This window comes from Aeromonas sp. 5HA1, assembly GCF_029237245.1.
Taxonomy (GTDB): Bacteria; Pseudomonadota; Gammaproteobacteria; order Enterobacterales; family Aeromonadaceae; genus Aeromonas; species Aeromonas salmonicida.
The window spans coordinates 138,125-155,148 of sequence record NZ_JAACFW010000010.1 but is presented as its reverse complement, the minus strand read 5'-3'; the positions used below and the strand labels follow the sequence as shown (position 1 = coordinate 155,148).

Genomic DNA, 17,024 nt, shown 5'->3' with positions numbered 1-17,024 from the left:
CGGTTTTTCGTTGCAGCGACTGGCTTGAGCCAGCCGTGCATTATTTTTTGATGCGGATCACCGGGGTCTCGCCCACAGTCACGGCACCTGTCATCTTGATCAGTTCTTTGATCTCATCCATGTTGGAGATGACAACCGGCGTCAGGGTAGACTTGGCTTTCGCTTCCAGAATGGCCAGATCGAACTCGATGATGGTGTCGCCGCGCTTGACCTTTTGACCTTCCTGAGCGATGCGGGTGAAGCCTTCGCCTTTCAGTTCAACGGTATCGATACCGAAGTGAACGAACAGCTCGATACCAGAGTCGGATTCCAGCGAGAACGCGTGGTTGGTCTCGAAGATCTTGCCGATGGTACCATCGCACGGTGCAACCATCTTGTTGCCAGCCGGCTTGATGGCGATACCGTCGCCGACGATCTTCTCGGCGAAGACAACGTCAGGCACATCTTCGATCGGTACGATTTCACCTGACAGCGGGGCAAAAATTTCGATGCCACCTGTATCAGAGCTATCGTCGGAAACCAGTTTCTTCAGTTTATCAAACAGACCCATAGTAAAAGCTCCTAGAGATGATTGTCGCTGTTTGCAGCCGATCTTAGCAGACTGCCTTCTGCTTAATAAAGTTATCTACACAGGCTTCGATTTCGGCGGCGGTTGCATAGCTCAGAGCCTGGTCAGCCATTGCCTTCACATCTTCGAAGTTGGTGTTGCGGATAAGCTTCTTGATACGCGGTACAGAGATGGAGCTCATGGAGAACTCATCCAGACCCATACCCAGCAGCAGCAGTGTGGCGCGTTCGTCACCAGCCAGCTCACCACACATACCGGTCCACTTGCCATTGTCATGGGAAGCGTCGATAACCATCTTGATCAGCGTCAGGACGGAGGGTGACAGCGGGTTGTACATGGCGGAGATCATCTCGTTACCACGGTCGACTGCCAGGGTGTACTGGGTCAGGTCGTTGGTACCGATACTGAAGAAATCCACTTCTTTAGCCAGATGATGAGCCATCACGGCCGCAGCCGGAGTCTCGATCATGATACCCACTTCGATGGATTCATCAAAGGCTTTGCCTTCGGTGCGTAGTTCGGCTTTCAGCTTCTCTACGGTGGCCTTGAGGCTGCGGAACTCTTCGACGGAGATGATCATCGGGAACATGATGCGCAGTTTGCCGAAGGCAGACGCACGCAGTATTGCCCGCAGCTGGGCGTGCATGATGTCTTCGCGATCGAAGAAAATACGCACGGCACGCCAGCCCAAGAAGGGGTTCATCTCTTTCGGGAAATTCATGTACGGCAGTTCTTTGTCGCCGCCGATGTCCATGGTACGGACAATGATCGGCTGATCCGGCATGGCCTCTGCCACTTCTTTGTAGGCCTTGAACTGCTCGTCTTCGGTCGGCAGCGCATCGCGATCCATGAACAGGAACTCGGTACGGTACAGACCCACGCCTTCGGCGCCATTGCGGATGGCACCTTCGGTATCCTTGACGGTACCTATGTTGGCGCAGACTTCGACCTGGTGACCATCCAGGGTGATGGCAGGCAGGTCTTTCAGCTTGGCCAGCTCATCTTTTTCAGCCTGGAACTGGGCCTGGAATTGCTTGGCTTCGTTCAGCTGCTCAGCGGTCGGGTTGATGATGATCTGGTTGTTGATCGCATCCAGTATCAGCATCTCGCCATTGTTGACGCGCTCTGTGATGTCGTTGGTGCCCACTATGGCCGGCAGCTCAAGGGAGCGCGCCATGATGGAGGTGTGAGAGGTACGGCCACCGATATCGGTAACGAAACCCAACACATATTTCAGGTTGATCTGGGCAGTTTCGGACGGAGTCAGGTCTTTGGCGACCAGGATGACCTCTTCGTCTATGGTGCTCAGATTGACAACGGCGATGCCCAGCACGTTCTTCACCAGACGGGTTCCGATGTCACGGAAGTCGGTGGCGCGCTCGCGCAGGTAGGGATCGTCCAGATCGGCCATCATCTTGGCGTATTGCTCGATGACCTCGTAGACGGCCTTATCAGCGGTGGCCTTGTTGTCTTTGATGAAGGATCTGATATCCCCTTCCAGCTCCTCATCTTCGAGCAGCATGATGTGGCCTTCGAAGATGGCCTCTTTTTCCTCACCGAAGGTGCGACCAGCCATGGCTTTGATGGCTTCCAGCTGTGCAGCTGACTTGGTGCGGGCTTCGAGGAAGCGGTTGATCTCGGCGTCAATCTGGTCAGCAGAAATCTTGCCCTGATTGATAACGATTTCATCTTCTTTAAGAAGAAGCGCCTTACCGAATGCGATACCGGGGGACGCAAGAATGCCAGATATCATAATCCTTCCTATTAAAACGACTGTGGGGGAGGAATAAAGCTGGATTACTCCAGCTCGTCCATCAGGGCAACCAGCTTCTCAACGGCTTTCTGAGCGTCCGGGCCGTCGGCCTGGATGGTCACGTTGGTGCCTTTGGTCAGGCCCAGGGTCTGTAGCTTGAACAGGCTCTTGGCGCTGGCGGATTTGCCACCGGAGACCACAGTGATCTCGCTTTGGAATTCTTTGGCTTCTTTCACGAACTGAGCTGCCGGACGGGTGTGCAGGCCGTTTTCAGCAGTGATAACAACAGACTTCTCGTACATGGTTTCACCCCATATTATTGATATTTTTTGGAGAGATGGATGCTTTTGACGCTTCCTTGTCTCACCGTGTCAGTATGGATATGTTGTAAAGTAACGAAATCAGACCTGCAATGGTTTAATCCAGGTCAATTTTCTGTGCAGTATTCGGTGTTTGCCGCTACTCTTTTCCGTTATCGCGCTACAAGCCGCAGAAATACTGGCTTGAAATTATTTTATAACGAAAAATAACACTTTGTTACTTTGTGATACCTAGTCGGCAAACACCTCGTGACGCCGCACAGGATATGAAATTTATCACAGGATGTCTGCTTTTTTTGTCACTCGTTTGTTTGTTATTTTACCCCAAAAAATAAGGGGCCGAGTGGCGCTGCCAAGTGCTCAGTCTAGCTCATAAAGAAACGGCGCTCCTGGGAGCGCCGTTGTTTTGAAATTATCCGATCACTTACTGTTGCAACTCCTGCTCGCTAAACACGCCGGCAAACAGCGCGCTGGAGAGATAACGCTCGGCGGCGCTCGGCAGTATGACGACGATTGTCTTGTCGGCAAATTCCGGCAGCTCTGCCAGACGTGCGGCGGCCACGACGGCGGCCCCGGAGCTGATACCGGCCAGAATGCCTTCCTCTTCCATCAGACGGCGCGCCATCTCGATGGCATCATCGCTGCTCACCTGTTCGACGCGGTCCAGCAGGGTCAGGTCCAGGTTACCCGGGATGAAGCCGGCACCAATGCCCTGGATCTTGTGGGGACCCGGTTTGATTTCGAGACCGGCCAGACGCTGGCTGATCACCGGTGATTCGCTTGGCTCGACGGCCACCGATATCACGGCCTTGCCTTTGGTCTGCTTCAGGTAGCGGGAGACGCCGGTAATGGTGCCGCCTGTACCTACACCTGCCACGAATACATCCACCTGACCGTCGGTGGCATCCCAGATCTCGGGGCCAGTGGTCTTCTCGTGAATTTCCGGGTTGGCCGGGTTTTCAAACTGTTGCAGCAAAACGTATCTGCCCGGCTCGGATTCGAGGATCTCGTTGGCCTTGGCGATAGCGCCTTTCATGCCAAGAGGGCCTTCGGTCAGCACCAGATTGGCACCGAGCGCCTTGAGCAGCTTGCGGCGCTCCAGGCTCATGGTGGCTGGCATGGTCAGGGTGATGGGATAGCCACGGGCGGCGGCCACAAATGCCAGAGCAATACCTGTGTTACCACTGGTGGGCTCGATGATCTCCTTGCCCTGGGTCAGTACGCCGCGCTTCTCGGCATCCCAGATCAGGTTGGCACCGATGCGGCACTTGACGCTGAAGCTCGGGTTGCGGCTTTCAATCTTGGCCAGTACGCGGCCCTTGGTAACACGGTTGAGTCGAACCAGCGGGGTGTGACCTATGGTCTGGCTGTTGTCCTCAAAAATTTTGCTCATGGTGCTATCCCTGTTTGTTACGGCGATGAAACAAGATTACCCTGTGGTTTCTGAATGAGAAGTGACGATTTGTTATAACAATATGTTATTACAAGATATAGAGCTTATTCTTTCTTACTGAGGCCTCGATCTCAAAAAGGTCTCTTATCGTCAAAGGAATGGACGTTATGGGATTTGCAGGAAGCGATCGCTATCTCGCCTCAGAGGCGCTGAAGATGGCGGTCAATGCGGCTATAGTGCTGGAAAAACCTTTACTTATCAAAGGTGAACCTGGCACTGGCAAGACGGAGCTGGCCGAGGCCGTGGCCAGTTCGCTCGGCACTCACCTCATTGCCTGGCACATTAAATCCACCACCAAAGCCCAGCAGGGGCTCTACGAATATGATGCAGTGGCCCGGCTGCGGGATTCCCAGCTAGGGGATCCGCGAGTGGGGGATATCAGTCATTACATTCGCCAGGGCAAGCTGTGGCAGGCGTTTACCGCTGATGAGCGGCCCGTGCTGCTTATCGACGAGATAGACAAGGCGGACATCGAATTCCCCAACGACCTGTTGCTGGAGCTGGATCGGATGGAGTTTGACGTCTACGAGACCGGCGAGCGAGTCAAGGCCCGCCGGCGCCCCGTTGTCATCATCACCTCCAACAACGAGAAAGAGCTGCCGGATGCCTTCTTGCGTCGCTGCTTTTTTCACTACATTCGCTTTCCCGACAAGGCCGAGATGCAGGCCATCGTCAACCTGCACTATCCGAACCTGAAAGCGGCGTTGCTGGATGAGGCCATGACGCTTTTCTTCGAACTGCGGGAAGTGGAAGGGCTGCGCAAGAAACCCTCTACCTCCGAGCTGCTGGACTGGATCCGGCTGCTGCTGGCCGATGATATCTCTCCCGAGGCGATGCGCACCCGCGAACCGGGCAAGCTGGTCCCGGCGCTATATGGCGCCCTGCTGAAGACGGAACAGGACTTGCACCTGTTCGAGAAGCTGGCCTTCCTGGCCCGTCGCGGCAACTGACACCATGCTGATCGACTTTTTCAGCCAGCTGCGTCGCCACAAGATCCCCTGCAGTTTGCGCGAATTGCTGGACTTGCACGCCGCGCTGGCAGCCCGGCTGGTCAGTGTCGACATGGACGACTTCTATCAGCTCTCCCGCTGCCTGCTGGTCAAGGACGAGGCTCATTTTGATCGCTTCGATCGCGCCTTTGCCGAGTATTACGACGGTCTGCAGGCCAGCCACTTGCTGCCCGACGCCTTACCTGATGAGTGGCTACGCAAGGAGTTCGAACGCTTGTTAAGTGCCGAAGAAAAAGCGCTGCTGCACTCTCTGGGTGGGCTCGACAAGCTGCTTGAAACCCTCAACCAGCGATTGGCGGAACAAAAAGAACGCCATGCCGGCGGCAACAAGTGGGTGGGGACCGGCGGCAGCAGTCCGTTCGGTCACGGCGGATTTCATCCGGAAGGGATCCGCATGGGGGGAGAGGGCCAGCATGGCAAGGCGGTCAAGGTGTGGGAAGCCCGCCACTATCGCAACTTCAGCGACGACTCACCCCTGGGCCAGCGTGCCATCCAGCTGGCCTTGCGCAAGCTCAGACGCTGGGTGCGCAAGGGTAATCCTGACGAGCTGGATCTCGACGACACCATCAAGAGCACAGCTCGTCAGGGCTGGCTGGATGTGAAGCTGAGGCCCGAGCGCCACAACGGTGTCAAACTGCTGGTCTTCTTCGATGTGGGTGGCTCCATGGATGCCCACGTGGCCGAGGTGCAGCGGCTCTTCTCGGCGTTACGCCACGAGTTCAAGCATCTGGAGTATTTCTACTTTCACAACTGTCTCTACGACTTCGTCTGGCAAGACAACGCCCGTCGCTTCGAGGAGCGGTTCGACACCCTGAGATTGTTGCGCACCTACGGCAGCGACTACAGGGTGATTTTTGTGGGGGACGCCAAGATGGGCCCCTACGAGATCAGCTGGCCCGGCGGTGCCGTTGAGTACTGGAACGAGGAGGCGGGTCAGGTATGGCTCGCTCGCCTGCAGCAACACTTTCCCTGGCTGGTGTGGATCAATCCCATCCCCAGGCGCGAGTGGCTCTGGCATCCCTCCATCAAGTTGATGAATGACGTGGTTGGCGGGCGTATGCATCCGCTGACGCTGGCTGGTCTCGCCGCGGCGATCGATCAGTTGTAATGACCTCTCTACCCAAATAAACCAACAAGCCGGGATTGCACCCGGCCAGGAGCAAAGATGACTTCTATCGTGATCAGTGGATCAGGCCTCTATACCCCGCCTTTTGCCGTCAGCAATGAAGCGTTGGTGACCGCCTTCAACCAGTATGTGGACCTCTACAACGAGGAAAATGCCTCCGCCATCGATGCGGGTCAGCTGTCCGCCAAGCAGCACTCGAGCTGCGAATTCATCGAGAAGGCGTCCGGCATCAAGAGTCGCTATCTGGTGAGCAAGGAGGGGGTGCTGGACCCTGACATCATGCAGCCCTTGCTTCCCGAGCGGGCCGACGATCAGCCCTCCATCATGGTGGAGATGGCGGTCGCTGCCGCCGAGCAGGCGCTGATCGCCGCCGGCCGGGAGCCGGGGGAGATTGATCTGGTGATAGTGGCGGCTTCCAACATGCCAAGGCCCTATCCGGCGCTCTCCATCGAGTTGCAACACTATCTGGGGGCGAGCGGCATGGCCTTTGACATGAACGTGGCCTGCTCATCCGCTACCTTTGGCATCAAGACGGCGGCGGACATGCTGGCGGCAGGCACCGCCAAACTGGCACTGGTAGTGAACCCGGAGATCTGCTCCGGGCACCTCAACTTTCGTGACAGGGACAGCCACTTCATCTTCGGCGATGCCTGTACCGCCGTGCTGCTGGAGCGGGAGGCCGATTGCAAGGTGGCCAACCCCTGGCAACTGTTGGCCAGCAAGCTGGTGACCCAGTACTCCAACAATATCCGCAACAACTTCGGCTTTTTGAACCGGCTCAGTCCGCGTACCCGTCATGGGGATGACAAACTGTTTCGCCAGCAGGGGCGCAAGGTGTTCAAGGAGGTGCTGCCGCTGGTGTGCGATCAGATTGCCAGCCAGTTGGATGAGCAGGGCTGGACGGCGGACTCCTTGAGCCGACTCTGGCTGCATCAGGCCAACCTCACCATGAACCAGTTTATCGGCCGCAAGCTGTTGGGCCACGATGCCAGCCAGCAGGAGGCGCCGGTCATTCTTGATAGCTATGGTAATACCAGCTCGGCGGGTTCCATCATCGCGTTTCATCTGTACAATCGCGACCTTCCTGCGGGGGCCCGTGGTGTACTCTGCTCGTTTGGCGCTGGCTATTCGATAGGGAGTCTGCTGCTGCGGCGCCGGTGAGGGGCGGGGGCATATCCCCTCCGTCATAACAATAAACAGCGGTCAGGGTGAAATCATGCAGAAAATCACGGGGCGCTGCGCCCTGCATTACGGGGTGACACTGTCACTCTTTTGCCTCTATGGGTGGCAGGTCTGTCCGTTTCTGGAAAGCCTGACCCTGCCTCAGCTGCTGGGGCCTGCCTTGCTGGTCTTCGCCATCATGTTCGCCGTGCGCGATCGGGTGTTGCACCGGCTGGCCCTGCCTGGCAGCGGGCTTGGCAGCTTCGGGCTGGAAGTGGGCTTCTACCTGCTTGGGGCGTTGCTGCTCTCGGGCTACAACGGCTTCATGCATGACTTCCCGCTGGAGAGTCACCTCAAGATCCTGTTGGGGATGGCCACCCTGGGCTTTCTGGTGGCGGCGGACTTGTCGCTGGTGCGGGACTGGAACCTGGCCAAACTGCGGGAGTATCAGGGCTCGCTGGTGCTGACCCGGCCGCTGGCCATGCCGGTTTCCCGCAAGTTCACTCTGTTTACTTTCACCACGCTCGCACTGTTGGGGGGTGTCTTTTTCCTACTGTTCAACAAGGACCTGGAGTGGTTGGCGACGGTGGACAGAGGCATGTCGCGGCTCGATGCCCAACACTACATATTGCTGGAAATCGCCTTCGTGATGGCGGTGACCTTCGGTTACCTCTGGCTGATTATTCGTGGCTATGGCCGTAATCTGACCCTCTCCCTGATGCACCAGACGCGCGCCATGGCGCAGGTGCAGTGCGGCGATCTGGATGCGCGGGTGCCGGTGACCCGGGATGATGAATTCGGCCTGATTGCCGCCAGCACCAACCAGATGATCGGCGAGCTGAAAGCACGTAGCGATGAGCTCAACCTGACCCGGGACGTGGCTATCCTCGGCCTTGCCTCGCTGGCAGAGACCCGTGACAACGAGACGGGTGCCCACATCATCCGTACCCAGCACTACGTCAAGGTGCTGGCCGAGTACCTGAGTCGCCACGACGGAGAGCGTTATCCACTGGATGACACCACCATAGACCTGCTATTCAAGTCGGCGCCGTTGCACGATGTGGGCAAGGTGGGCATTCCAGATGCCATCCTGCTCAAGCCGGGCAAGCTGACCGATGAAGAGTTTGCCATCATGAAGCGCCATCCCCAGATAGGGGCGGATGCGCTGGCCAGCGCCGAGGCTCAGCTCGGTTCTAACTCCTTTCTGCGGCTGGCGCGCGAAATTTCCCTCACCCACCACGAGAAGTGGGATGGCAGCGGTTACCCGGCCGGCCTGGCCGGAGAGCTTATCCCGCTATCTGGCCGCTTGATGGCGGTGGCGGATGTCTACGATGCCCTCATCTCGAAACGGGTCTACAAGCCCGCCTTCACCCATGAAGAGGCGAAATCCATCATAGTGCAAGGGCGCGACAGCCATTTTGATCCTGGTATGGTCGATGCCTTCCTTGCCTGCGAGGGAGCCTTCAGGCAGATCGCCGCCGAACACAGGGATCAAGAGTGACAAAAAACACATCAGGGTGTTTTTTACTCAAATAGCGCCGAGATCAAGCAAATTCTATGGCGAGCACCTGGCAGCCGGGCTCTGTGATGCGAAAGCGTACGTTGAGATCAAACAGCCTGACGCCGTACTCCTTTTCGTCCGGCTTGCCTTTCTTGTAGGCGGGGCGAGGGTCCTGGGCCAGCACTTCGCTCACCAGCAGACGAAGCTCGGGGTGAGCCTTGAGCCAGGGCAGCAGCTGCAGCTCCGCTTCGGGGGTGAAGTTGACCACGAGAGGCGGGGTGGGGGCCTCGGGGGCAAAGCCGCCACGGGCGTCCGGCAGACTGTCGGCATAGGGAATATAGGGCTTGATATCGACGACAGGAGTGCCATCCAGCAGATCCACGGCGCCGAGTTCCAGCCACAGTTTGCCACGCTCGCGACCAACGCCGTGCAGCTCGACTACTGAGAGACCCAGCGGGTTGGGGCGGAAGGTGGAGCGGGTGGCAAAGACTCCGACCCGTTCGTTGCCGCCCAGGCGCGGCGGACGTACCGTCGGGTGCCAGCCCTGATCCATGGTCTGGTGAAACACAAAGCTGAGCCACAGATGGGAGAACTGCTCTATGCCGCGCAGTACGTCCGGCTGATCGTAAGGGGGCAGCAGCTCGAGGCGAGCACGGGCCGATTTGACCAGACCGGGCTGGCGGGGGATGGCGAACTTCTCCTTGTAGGGAGAGCGGATGATCCCGAGGGTGTCGATTTCGAACTTCATGGCGGATCCTGACTGAAAACCCCGGCAATTTAGCACAGGCAGCCTCAAAACGCAGGCTCTGCCTCGCTACGCTCATTTCCCGCGTCCTGTCGTGATCCCCGTCCCATACCGGCACTCGGGGAGCTGTACCCCGGCACCAACTTGCGTAGGGTGAGGGCAGATGGAGCAGGGGATGGCATTCGCGCTCTGCTCTGTGGCGAAGGCGTTCAGATGGCGCCGGATTGGAGATACATGGATGAAATTGCTGATTATCGGTGGCACCGGCTTTCTGGGCCGCCACCTCACCACGCTGGCGTTGGACTGGGGGCACGAGGTGACGCTATTCAACCGGGGCCGGCATCAGCACCCGGACTGGCGTGACCTGATTCAGCTCAACGGTGACAGGGACAAAGATCTGAGTCCCCTGCAAAGCCAAGGGTTGCGCTGGGATCTGGTCATAGACACCTGCTGCTACCGTCCCGAGCAGGCGGTGAGCCTCTCGGCAGCCCTGCTCGGGCGCTGCGAGCGGCTGATCTTTATCTCCACCATCAGCGTCTATCGCGACTTCGCACAGCGGGGCATGGATGAATCGGCGCCGTTGCACGAGATTGCCGAGGGGGAATTGCCCACCGATTACGGTCCGTTGAAGGTGTTGTGCGAAGCTGCGTATCGGGATCATTGGGGCGAGCGGCTCTGCATCCTGCGTCCCGGAGTCCTGTGCGGTCCCCATGATCACACGGGTCGTTTGGCCTGGTGGGTGAAACGGGTGCAGCAAGGGGGGCCCTGGTTGCTGCCGGGGGACGGGCAGGATCGACTGCAATACCTGGATGTGCGCGACTGCGCCGAATTTGTGCTGCGCGCTGCCGAGCAGCAGCTGGGTGGCTGTTTCAATCTGCTCAAACCAGGTATTGCGCTGGTGGACTGGCTGGATCGCATCACCGCCAGGCTGGCTCCCGCCACACAATGGCAAGCACAGTGGCGCCCCTGGCCCGAGTTGCTGGCAGCCGGCGTCGAGCCCTGGCAGAGCTATCCCACGCTATTGCCAAACGAGCTGGCTGAGTATGCCGGCTATGGCCGCATCAGTGCCGAGGCAGCCATAGTGCAGGGGCTCAACTTTCGACCGCTGGAGGAGACGGTCGCCGATCTGATGCAATGGTTGATGGACAACGAGGGAGCCGTGGTGGCTGGTATGACTGCGGAGCAGGAGGCTGCGCTGCGTCGGCGCCTGCTGGTTGGCAGCCTGCAGTAGGGCTTATCCTGTCTGAATGGTGATTGAAGTGAAAGAGGGCGTCCGTCGGGACGCCCTCTTTCACTATCCAGCGGTGCCCTCTAGCGTAACTTGGCGCCGCAATTGACCAGCAGCTCTTGCAATATGCTGCGATGACAGCGAGACGCCTGCTCGCAGTAACAGCCCACCGACAGATTGGTGGTATGGGAGAGGGCAGCCAGCAGCGCCAGATCGTGGCGGGCACAGGGGGTGGCCATCTCGGCCTTGTACTGCTTGCAGAAAACGGCCCAGAGGGCAGGCGTATCGGCGGCCTGGCCCAGCTTCATGGTGTCGCTGCTGGGCGCCAGATTGGGAAACCAGACGTCATACCAATCCTGACTGGCAAATGCGTGCTTGGGCACACCACGGGGCGGGCGCCGCACTGTGCCGATGCGCAACCCTTCACCTTCAAGACGAGGACTGCCGAGCCGGACTATGGCCAGGGCCATGGGGTGTCCTTACTTCTCTTGCGCCACTTTGAGCGCCTGCCCGTAGCAGATCACCTGTTTCAGGCAGCCCGGGGTGTCACTGAACTCGGCGCATTTGTCGAAGGTGACGCCATTGCCACCCATGTCGGCCACGCGGCGACGCGCCAGGGTACGAGCCTCACCTGCGTTGGGTACCGGCTGCTTGGCATCGCTCTGGCAAGATTCCCCCTCGACGGTGCCGAGGTAGAGGTAGTTGAGGTCAGCCAGCTGGTTCTGTTCATAGATCTGAACGCCGCCCGGCTTGAAGTACTCGTCGAAGTTTTCCTTGTCCAGATTGCTGTTGAAGGAGAAGTCGGCGCAACCGGAGGCAATCAGGGGCATCATCAGGATCAGGCGTTTCATATCAGCATCTTTTTGAACTGTGAGGGCGGACATTATAGGGGCCAGTCGCTGCCTGCGACCAGCCCCAATTTTAGCTGTGAAGACGAGGTGTGACGGGGAGCAGACAGGCTTCGCCGGCCTGTCTTAAAGGAGGGAGGTGTCCGCAGGCGTATCCTCCCTCTTTCATTCTCAAGCCGGTGTCAGCCGCTCATAGAGGCTGCGATAGTAGTCGTCAGCCAGCAGATCATGATGAGGCGCACACAGCCGGATCTGCCCCTCTTCCATCAGGGCAATACGGTCCATCTGCTCCAGCCCCAGCAAGCGGTGGGAGATGAGCAGCAGGGTGCGATCCGCCCCCAGCTTGAACAGCAGATCCATGATCTCCCGCTCGGTCTGGCTGTCGAGGCCCTCGGTCGGTTCATCCAGCAGCCAGAGCGGTGCATCGTGCAACAGGGCGCGGGCGATACCGATACGGCGTCGTTCGCCACCCGAGAGGGGGCGACCGCCATCTCCGAGCCAGGCATTCAACCCGGTATCACTGTGGCCCGCCTCATCCTCCAGCAGATGTGCCAGACCGACCTGACTCAGCACCTCGGTCAGCTGCTCATCGCCGGCCCCGGGGGCGGCCAGTTTCAGGTTGTCGCGCAAGGTGGCGGCAAACAGATGAACCCGCTGGCTCACCACAGAGAGAGACGCGCGCAGCGCCCCTTCGCTGTAGTCCGTCCACGGCTTGCCATCGAGCAGTATCTTGCCCGCCTGCGGGCTCCATTCACGGGTCAGCAATCCCATCAGGGTGGACTTGCCGCAGCCGGTCTGGCCCAGCAGAGTCAGTTTTTCACCCGCCTGCAGTTGCAGGGTACAGCCACGCAGCACGGGATGCGGGTTGCCGGGATAGCCGAAATAGAGATCGCTTATCTGCAAGACGCCCTCTTTGGCATGCTGCTGTTCGTTCCCCCACTCGGGGGCCTTGGCCTCCTGCAGGATCTCGTTGAGGCGGCGAGCCGAAGTGAGGCTGGTGGAGAGGTGCTGGAAAGCCCCCGCCAGCGGCAGCAGGGCCTCGAAACTCGCCAGGGTGGCGAACACCATCAGCGCGGTAATGGGGTCAGGCGCCGCACCCGCCACGCCGTGACCGGCCAGCCAGAGCATCAGGGTGAGTGTCCAGCCGCTCAAGAGCTGCACGCTGGCATTGGCCAGTCCGCTCACCCTGGCCATACGGGCCTGGGCCGTCAGCAGGGCCTGTTCCGCCTGTTGCAGCTCGCTGAGCGCCTTGGGGGCTGCGGCAAACATCTGCAGTTCGGCCTGACCGTCCAGATAGTCCACCATGCGGGTGCGCATGGACGATTTCTCGGCGATAAGCCGATGACCGGGCTGGCGACCGAGGTAGTAGAAGACCAGCGGCAGGGCAATCATGCCAAACAGCAGTATGGCGCCCAGCGTCAGGGCGAGGCCGCCATCGAAGAAGGAGAGGAATATGACCAGTCCGGTGCAGCTGAGCAGGGCTGCGCCTATGGGAGTGACCAGCCGCAGATAGACGTGATCCATCGCATCGATGTCGGCCACCAGCCGGTTGAGCAGATCCGCCTGACGAAAACCGGCCAGGGTGCCGGTGGAGAGTGGCGAGAGCTTTTGCCAGAACCAGACTCGCAGCCGGGTCAGTACCCGGAAGGTAGCGTCATGGCTCACCACCCGCTCACCCCAACGACCTGCGGTGCGGATGATAGAGAAGAAACGCACCCCGCCAGCCGGTGTCATGTAGTTGAAGGTATCGCGGCTGGCGACCGCCATTCCCGCCACTGCCGCGGCGGAAAGGAACCAGCCGGAGAGGGACAAGAGCCCCATCCCCGCCACCAGAGTGACCAGTGCCAGCAGCAGGCCCAGCGAGAGACTCAGCCAGTGCTGACGATAGAGGCGCAGAAACGGCAATAGATCAGTCATCGAGAGAACTCCCGGAACGATGGGACAACAGATGGGCGAAAGCCCCCCGGGCCTGGCTCAGTTGCTGGAAGCTGCCTTGCTCCACCAGTTGGCCACGGGCCAGCACCAAGATGTTATCCATCTTGGTGAGTTCATCCAGGCGGTGAGTGATCATCAGCAGGGTTTGACCTGCCGTCGCCTGTTCCAGCGTGGTCATGATGGCGCGCTCCGAGTGGCGATCCAGGCTGGCGGTGGGTTCATCCAGTACCATCAGCTGGGTCGATTTGAGCAGGGTGCGAGCCAGGGCGAGACGCTGTGCCTGACCGACCGAGAGACCGCCGGCCTGATCACCGACCGGATAGTCGAGTCCCTTCTCCATGGCAAACTCCCAGGCCTGAGCCCGCTTGAGGGCATCTTCCAGCTCGGCGTCGCTGGCAGATGGCTTGGCCAGCAGCAGGTTGTCGCGCAAGGAGGCGTGAAACAGCTGGGGATTCTGGGAGAGCCAGCCCAGTTGCAGTCGCCACTGACTCATGTCGAGACTGGCAAGCTCCTGCCCGTTGACCTTGAGCTCACCACGATAGGGAGCAAAGCCGAGCAGGGCATTGACCAGCGAGCTCTTGCCCGCGCCGCTGATCCCGATCAGTGCCGTGCGTGAACCGGCTGCCAGCGTGAAGTCGATGGGGCCGACCAGCACCTTACCTTCGGCGCTCAGCACCTCCAGGGCACGGGCTTCTACCTTGACGGGGCTGTCGGCATGAAAGGAGGCATTGCCGGAGGCGGGCTCGCTGACCTCGGCTTCGAGGAACTCCAGCAACTGTTCGGCCGCACCTATGGCTTGCGCCTTGGCATGGTAGTGAGCGCCCAGCTCGCGCAGCGGAGCATAGAACTCGGGGGCGAGGAACAGCACGAACAGGCCGGTAAACAGGGTGACCTTGGTGCCATAGTGGCCAAAATTCAGATGATCTATGTAGGAAAAGCCAAAATAGACCGCGACCAGCGCCACCGAGAGGGCGGCGAAGAACTCCAGTACGGCGGTACTCAGAAACGCCAGACGGAGCACCTCCATGGTTCGCTCGCGAAAATCTTCCGACGCGTCGCGAATGGCGTCACCCTCAGCTCGGGTGCGCATGAAAAGTTGCAGGGTACGCAAGCCCTTGAGGCGATCGAGAAAGTGGCCGGAGAGGCGAGCCAGTGCCTGGAAGTTGCGGCGGTTGGCATCGGCGGCGCCCACACCCACCAGGATCATGAAGAAGGGAATGAGGGGGGCTGTGCCCAGCAGGATCAGGCCAGCCGCCCAGTTGACCGGGAACACGGCCACCAGGATCACCAGCGGAATAAAGACGGCAATGGCCATCTGCGGCAGATAGCGGGAGAAGAAATCCTGCATATTTTCAATCTGTTCCAGCAAGAGGCTGGCCCAGCTACCGGCAGGGCGGCGCTGTATATAGGCAGGACCGAGACGGCTGAGGCGAGTGAGCACCAGCTCGCGAATGGCCTGGCGCACAGCGCTGCCCGCCTTGAAACTGGCAACCTCGCGGCCATAGGCCAAAGCGGCCTTGATCAGGGTGACCAGCAGCAGGGTAATAAAGAGAGGAATGGATTGCTCCGGGGTTGCCCCCTCGATGATGAAGCCATGCAACAGGGTCGCCAGCAGCCAGGCCTGGGCGACCATCAAGATGCCCTGACCAAGGCCAAAGCCGATGGAGAGACCGATCCAGCGTCGGCCGTGGCTCGATTGGTTGCGCAACCAGCCATAAAGACGTTTTTGAGTTTTTTTATCCATTACCACCATCCTCGCGTCGAGTGGCGCAAGACTATCCTCGCCCCTCAGGCTTGGCAACCTTGTAAATTTCTGGTGTTGAAAATGTTTGATTGAAAAAACACCTTGCTGCTCATTAGTTGGTCGAACAGCTTGATTTATGGTAAAAAACACCATTGCGGTGATTGCGCTCAGCGGCAAAATGCATATAGTAGAGGCCCTGACGCGGGTGTAGTTCAATGGTAGAACGGTAGCTTCCCAAGCTGCATACGTGGGTTCGATTCCCATCACCCGCTCCAAATTCAGATGCAAAGCCTGCATCAATGCGGTAACTGCACAAGCCCACAGGCTGATTGCAAGGGGTTGAACTCCCATATCGCACTTGATTTTGATGTCCTGCGGGCATCGTATAATGGCTATTACCTCAGCCTTCCAAGCTGATGATGCGGGTTCGATTCCCGCTGCCCGCTCCAGCTTTCATGCAAAAAGCCCACTCCTGCGAGTGGGCTTTTTGTTTTGTGTTTGCGCTGGATGATGGCAAACATCAGGCAGAGAAAAGGCGCCATGGGCGCCTCGTAAACTCACTCTGCAATGACGAAACGGGCTTATTCCTGCTCCAGCTCGCCACAGAAACGGTAGCCTTCGCCATGGATGGTGGCGATGATTTCAGGTGTGTCGTTGACGCTCTCGAAGTGCTTGCGAATGCGGCGGATGGTGACATCCACAGTGCGGTCATGGGGCTTGAGCTCACGGCCTGTCATCTTCTTGAGCAGTTCTGCACGGGTCTGGATCTGGCCCGGGTTTTCGCAGAAGTGCAGCATGGCACGGAATTCTGAACGGGGCAGCTTGAACATGTCGCCAGCCGGGCTGACCAGTGCGCGGCTGTTGATGTCCAGTGCCCAGCCGTTGAACAGGTAGCGCTCAACCAGCTTCTTCTCTTCGCCGCCAGCGGCCACATTCATGGTGCGGCTCAGCAGGTTGCGGGCACGAATGGTCAATTCACGGGGATTGAACGGCTTGGTGATGTAATCATCGGCGCCGATTTCCAGACCTAGGATCTTGTCCACTTCATTGTCACGACCGGTCAGGAACATCAGGGCGATGTTGTCATCTTCACGCAGCTCGCGCGCCAGCAGCAGGCCATTTTTGCCTGGCAGGTTGATGTCCATGATCACCAGATTGATGGTGTGGGCAGTGAGGGCTTGATGCATCTCGTCGCCATTATTGGCCTCGAGTACAACGTAGCCTTCGGCCTCGAAGATGCTTTTCAGGGTATTGCGGGTGACCAGTTCGTCTTCGACGATCAGAATGTGTGGTGTTTGCATGAGTATTCCCAGATTCTTATCAGTTAGTTATCTAAATTTTAACACTCTTTGGCGTTACCCGACCGGTCCTGAAAATTTATTACGTCATCCTGGGTATGAATGTCAGGTCGGATTATCGCGAATTTGGCATCAGCGTCGGCAAACATCCCTGTGCCACACGTGGGCTCTCAACAAGTCTGATCGAGAGAAGCCTGGAAAGGTAGTCCATTACAAAAGTGGCTGCATTTTATCAGTTAACAGGCGCATAACAACACTCTTTGCCGTCAGATAGCAACTTTTTAACTCTGGATTGATATAGGTCAAACCCTGAGTTCACAGCATGATACTTGGG

General features: G+C 58.6%; 15 protein-coding genes and 2 tRNA genes. 7 read left to right on the top strand and 10 right to left on the bottom strand.

Translation table 11 applies throughout. From position 1 onward, the window contains the following. Window positions 1-40: 40 nt before the first annotated feature. The 4 genes from crr to cysK all read right to left on the bottom strand — a co-directional run bounded on the left by crr (window position 41) and on the right by cysK (window position 4,034). On the bottom strand, window positions 41-550 hold the full coding sequence (gene crr, locus GWQ27_RS11370; RefSeq protein WP_005312365.1) for a PTS glucose transporter subunit IIA: 510 nt from the start codon (window positions 548-550) through the stop codon (window positions 41-43). A 43-nt stretch (window positions 551-593) separates the two neighbouring features. After that, the gene (ptsI, locus tag GWQ27_RS11365) at window positions 594-2,321 is read right to left on the bottom strand and encodes a phosphoenolpyruvate-protein phosphotransferase PtsI (protein ID WP_005312368.1); all 1,728 of its coding nucleotides are present in this window, start codon (window positions 2,319-2,321) and stop codon (window positions 594-596) included. A gap of 44 nt (window positions 2,322-2,365) precedes the next feature. Next, entirely contained in the window at window positions 2,366-2,623 is a 258-nt protein-coding gene (locus GWQ27_RS11360; protein WP_005303128.1) for an HPr family phosphocarrier protein, read from the bottom strand. Window positions 2,624-3,065: 442 nt separating this feature from the next. Beyond that, window positions 3,066-4,034, bottom strand: coding sequence for a cysteine synthase A (gene cysK / locus GWQ27_RS11355; protein WP_005312371.1), 969 nt, complete (start codon window positions 4,032-4,034; stop codon window positions 3,066-3,068). 167 nt (window positions 4,035-4,201) lie between these two features. Here cysK and GWQ27_RS11350 point away from each other — a divergent pair, with 167 nt between their 5' ends. Genes GWQ27_RS11350 through GWQ27_RS11335 form a run of 4 tightly spaced genes read left to right on the top strand, consistent with a single transcriptional unit; the run spans window position 4,202 to window position 8,892 of the window. Continuing rightward, on the top strand, window positions 4,202-5,044 hold the full coding sequence (locus GWQ27_RS11350) for a MoxR family ATPase (protein ID WP_005312374.1): 843 nt from the start codon (window positions 4,202-4,204) through the stop codon (window positions 5,042-5,044). Between the two features lie 4 nt (window positions 5,045-5,048). Continuing rightward, window positions 5,049-6,212, top strand: a complete 1,164-nt coding sequence (locus GWQ27_RS11345) for a VWA domain-containing protein (RefSeq protein WP_275907393.1) — start codon at window positions 5,049-5,051, stop codon at window positions 6,210-6,212. A 57-nt stretch (window positions 6,213-6,269) separates the two neighbouring features. After that, window positions 6,270-7,391, top strand: a complete 1,122-nt coding sequence (locus tag GWQ27_RS11340) for a beta-ketoacyl-ACP synthase III (RefSeq protein WP_275907392.1) — start codon at window positions 6,270-6,272, stop codon at window positions 7,389-7,391. A gap of 55 nt (window positions 7,392-7,446) precedes the next feature. Further along, window positions 7,447-8,892 carry an HD domain-containing phosphohydrolase gene (locus GWQ27_RS11335; protein ID WP_275907391.1) on the top strand — a complete coding sequence of 482 codons (1,446 nt, stop codon included), beginning with the start codon at window positions 7,447-7,449 and terminating at the stop codon, window positions 8,890-8,892. 43 nt (window positions 8,893-8,935) lie between these two features. Here GWQ27_RS11335 and tsaA read toward each other — a convergent pair whose 3' ends face one another. Then, window positions 8,936-9,640 carry a tRNA (N6-threonylcarbamoyladenosine(37)-N6)-methyltransferase TrmO gene (gene tsaA, locus GWQ27_RS11330; RefSeq protein ID WP_275907390.1) on the bottom strand — a complete coding sequence of 235 codons (705 nt, stop codon included), beginning with the start codon at window positions 9,638-9,640 and terminating at the stop codon, window positions 8,936-8,938. 235 nt (window positions 9,641-9,875) lie between these two features. Here tsaA and GWQ27_RS11325 point away from each other — a divergent pair, with 235 nt between their 5' ends. Beyond that, window positions 9,876-10,868: an NAD-dependent epimerase/dehydratase family protein gene (locus tag GWQ27_RS11325; RefSeq protein ID WP_275907389.1), complete on the top strand. Its 993-nt coding sequence runs from the start codon at window positions 9,876-9,878 to the stop codon at window positions 10,866-10,868. A gap of 80 nt (window positions 10,869-10,948) precedes the next feature. Here the strand turns inward: GWQ27_RS11325 and GWQ27_RS11320 are convergent, their stop codons facing one another. The 4 genes from GWQ27_RS11320 to cydD all read right to left on the bottom strand — a co-directional run bounded on the left by GWQ27_RS11320 (window position 10,949) and on the right by cydD (window position 15,392). Further along, window positions 10,949-11,335, bottom strand: coding sequence for a DUF488 family protein (locus GWQ27_RS11320; protein WP_005312389.1), 387 nt, complete (start codon window positions 11,333-11,335; stop codon window positions 10,949-10,951). Between the two features lie 9 nt (window positions 11,336-11,344). Beyond that, window positions 11,345-11,716 carry an Rcs stress response system protein RcsF gene (gene rcsF / locus GWQ27_RS11315; RefSeq protein ID WP_017412233.1) on the bottom strand — a complete coding sequence of 124 codons (372 nt, stop codon included), beginning with the start codon at window positions 11,714-11,716 and terminating at the stop codon, window positions 11,345-11,347. A 168-nt stretch (window positions 11,717-11,884) separates the two neighbouring features. Further along, window positions 11,885-13,630 carry a cysteine/glutathione ABC transporter ATP-binding protein/permease CydC gene (gene cydC / locus GWQ27_RS11310; protein WP_275907388.1) on the bottom strand — a complete coding sequence of 582 codons (1,746 nt, stop codon included), beginning with the start codon at window positions 13,628-13,630 and terminating at the stop codon, window positions 11,885-11,887. After that, on the bottom strand, window positions 13,623-15,392 hold the full coding sequence (gene cydD, locus GWQ27_RS11305) for a cysteine/glutathione ABC transporter permease/ATP-binding protein CydD (protein ID WP_275907387.1): 1,770 nt from the start codon (window positions 15,390-15,392) through the stop codon (window positions 13,623-13,625). Before cydD ends, cydC begins: the two co-directional genes overlap by 8 nt. Window positions 15,393-15,593: 201 nt before the next feature. Between cydD and GWQ27_RS11300 the strand changes: the two genes are divergently transcribed. Then, a tRNA-Gly gene (locus GWQ27_RS11300) sits at window positions 15,594-15,667 on the top strand. 99 nt (window positions 15,668-15,766) lie between these two features. Further along, a tRNA-Gly gene (locus GWQ27_RS11295) sits at window positions 15,767-15,841 on the top strand. Between the two features lie 132 nt (window positions 15,842-15,973). Here the strand turns inward: GWQ27_RS11295 and arcA are convergent. Beyond that, window positions 15,974-16,693, bottom strand: a complete 720-nt coding sequence (gene arcA, locus GWQ27_RS11290; RefSeq protein ID WP_005312398.1) for a two-component system response regulator ArcA — start codon at window positions 16,691-16,693, stop codon at window positions 15,974-15,976. Window positions 16,694-17,024 lie beyond the last annotated feature (331 nt).